The sequence below is a fragment of the Collimonas sp. OK607 genome, assembly GCF_900111995.1.
Classification (GTDB): Bacteria; Pseudomonadota; Gammaproteobacteria; order Burkholderiales; family Burkholderiaceae_D; genus Collimonas.
Genome location: NZ_FOKF01000084.1, coordinates 1 through 2670 on the forward strand (window position 1 = coordinate 1; position 2670 = coordinate 2670).

The following is a 2670-nucleotide window of genomic DNA, read 5'->3' on the forward strand; positions in this document are numbered from 1 at the left end:
GGTGAAAACGACAGGTCGTTGTGCAGTGGTCAATATCTGGGTCGATCCTGCGGTGTACGCCCCGGGAACCATGGCTCAGACCATGTACAAATAAGCTGCATAAGTTAATTCTAGCCATCATGTCGCAAACCAACGCATCCGGATGACTCGCAGTCATCCGGATGCGTTGGCTCGCAGGAGAGCCGCAATGGAAATGCATCAAATTGTAGACATGGATAACGTCGCGTCCGTCATCGCCGCGCAAAAAGCGATGCCTGGCGCACTGCTGCCTATCCTCCATGCGATTCAGGAATCGGCCGGATATATTCCAGCTGAAAGTGTGCCAATGATTGCGCAAGAGTTGAACCTCTCGCGCGCCGAGGTGCATGGCGTGATCAGTTTCTATCACTATTTTCGACAAAAACAGGCCGGCCGGCACGTGGTGCAGATTTGCCGCGCCGAAGCCTGCCAGGCACGCGGTTCGGCGGCACTGGAAGCCCATGCCAAGGCCGTATTGGGCTGTGATTTCCACGGCACTACCAAGGATGGCGAATTTAGCCTGGAACCGGTGTATTGCCTGGGTCAATGCGCTTGCGGACCGGCCATCATGATCGACGACGAATTGCACGCCAGGGTCAGCGACGGCAAATTGAACCGGCTGTTGCAGGCCAAGCGAGGTGCGCAATGAGTAACACAGGTATCACAGGCATTACTGGCATTACCATTTACGTGCCGCGCGACTCCACCGCGCTCGCGCTGGGAGCCAATGAGGTTGCTGCGGCAATTGTCGCCGAAGCCGGCAAGCGCGGACAGGAAATCACCCTGGTGCGCAACGGTTCGCGCGGCATGTTCTGGCTGGAGCCATTGGTTGAAGTCAGTACCGCACAAGGCCGAGTCGCCTATGGTCCGGTTGAGCCAGAAGATGTAAGCAGCCTGTTCGACGGCGGTTTGCTGCAAGGCGGACAACATGAACTAGGGCACGGCCTGACTGAAGAAATTCCATATCTCAAAAACCAGGAGAGGCTGACCTTTGCCCGCGTCGGCATCACCGATCCGGTTTCGCTGGACGACTACCTGGCGCATGAGGGTTACCTGGGCTTGCAAAACGCATTGGCGATGCAGAGCGCCGACATCGTGCAGGAGGTGCTGGATTCCGGCCTGCGCGGACGCGGTGGCGCGGCTTTCCCGACTGGCATCAAGTGGAAAACCGTACTGGGCGCGCAGAGTGCGCAAAAATACATCGTTTGCAATGCGGATGAAGGCGACTCCGGCACATTTTCCGATCGCATGGTGATGGAAGACGATCCCTTCGTCCTGATCGAAGGGATGACGATTGCCGGCCTGGCTGTGAATGCCAATTACGGCTATATCTACGTCCGCTCTGAATATCCGCACGCGATTGCGGTGCTGAATGAAGCGATTGCCACCGCTAACGCCCGTGGTTTTCTGGGCGAAAACATCCTCGGCTTTGGCAAGGATTTCCAGCTGGAAGTGCGCAAGGGCGCCGGCGCTTATGTCTGCGGCGAAGAAACCGCATTGCTGGAAAGCCTGGAAGGCAAGCGCGGTGTGGTGCGCGCCAAGCCGCCGCTGCCAGCCATCGAAGGCCTGTTCGGCAAGCCGACCGTGATCAACAATGTGATCACACTGGCCAGCGTGCCGATAGTCCTGGCGCGCGGCGCTGCGTTCTATAAGAATTTCGGGCAAGGGCGTTCAATGGGCACCTTGCCAATGCAACTGGCAGGTAATATCAAATACGGCGGCCTGGTGGAAAAAGCCTTTGGCGTGACGTTGCGTGAATTGCTGTTCGATTTCGGCGGCGGCACGGAAAGCGGCCGCACCATGCGCGCGGTGCAGGTTGGCGGGCCGTTAGGTCCGTACCTGCCACCCGCATTGTTTGATACGCCGCTCGACTATGAAGCATTCGCCGCTGTCGGTGGCACGGTCGGCCATGGCGGTATCGTAGCGTTCGACGATAGTGTCGACATGGCTAAACAAGCGCGTTATTCGATGGAATTCTGTGTAGTCGAATCGTGCGGAAAATGCACGCCTTGCCGTATCGGCTCCACTCGCGGCGTGGAAGTGATCGACAAGATCGTCGCCAATAAGAACCAGAGCCAGCGCCAGCAACAGATTCATTTGCTGCGCGATCTGTGCGACACCATGGTCAACGGCTCCTTATGCGCGATGGGCAGCATGACGCCGTTGCCGGTGCTGTCGGCCTTGAATCATTTCCCGGAAGATTTTGGCGCGCCGCCTGCCGTAGTCGGCAAGGCGGCCTGAAGCGCTCACCAGGTATCAAGCTGATGCGTGCGATCCAAGGGATCCAGGTATCGGTCAACAGGAGAAACAGAGAATGAACCAGCTCAACGACATAGATTACGGTACGCCGGCGCGTCTTTCCGAACGCATGATCACCCTGGAAATAGACGGCGTCGATGTTGACGTGCCAGCCGGCACTTCGGTGATGCGCGCGGCCATGGATGCCGGTATCAGCGTGCCCAAGCTGTGCGCTACCGATAGCCTGGAGCCTTTCGGTTCCTGCCGCCTGTGCCTGGTTGAAATCGAAGGACGCAGAGGTTATCCGGCGTCTTGCACTACACCGTGCGAGCCGGGAATGAAGGTCAAGACCCAGACCCCGAAACTGGCCGATATCCGGCGCGGCGTGATGGAGTTGTACATCTCTGACCATCC

3 protein-coding genes are annotated in these 2670 nt (G+C 58.1%); all 3 read left to right on the forward strand.

Annotation, left to right across the window (positions count from 1 at the left end):
• Positions 1-187 precede the first annotated feature (187 nt).
• Entirely contained in the window at positions 188-667 is a 480-nt protein-coding gene (locus BM029_RS25435) for a formate dehydrogenase subunit gamma (protein ID WP_092440829.1), read from the forward strand.
• On the forward strand, positions 664-2259 hold the full coding sequence (locus BM029_RS25440; RefSeq protein ID WP_092440831.1) for a formate dehydrogenase beta subunit: 1596 nt from the start codon (positions 664-666) through the stop codon (positions 2257-2259). The genes BM029_RS25435 and BM029_RS25440 overlap by 4 nt, the downstream gene beginning before the upstream one ends.
• Before the next feature lie 73 nt (positions 2260-2332).
• Positions 2333-2670 (forward strand): 2Fe-2S iron-sulfur cluster-binding protein (locus BM029_RS25445; RefSeq protein WP_139217351.1); only part of this gene is annotated, 338 nt, incomplete at its 3' end.

Excerpts from the sequence above, each read along its gene's own strand:
- BM029_RS25435 (WP_092440829.1), top strand. The coding sequence starts at position 188 with ATGGAAATGCATCAAATTGTAGACATGGATAACGTCGCGTCCGTCATC.
- BM029_RS25440 (WP_092440831.1), top strand. The coding sequence starts at position 664 with ATGAGTAACACAGGTATCACAGGCATTACTGGCATTACCATTTACGTG.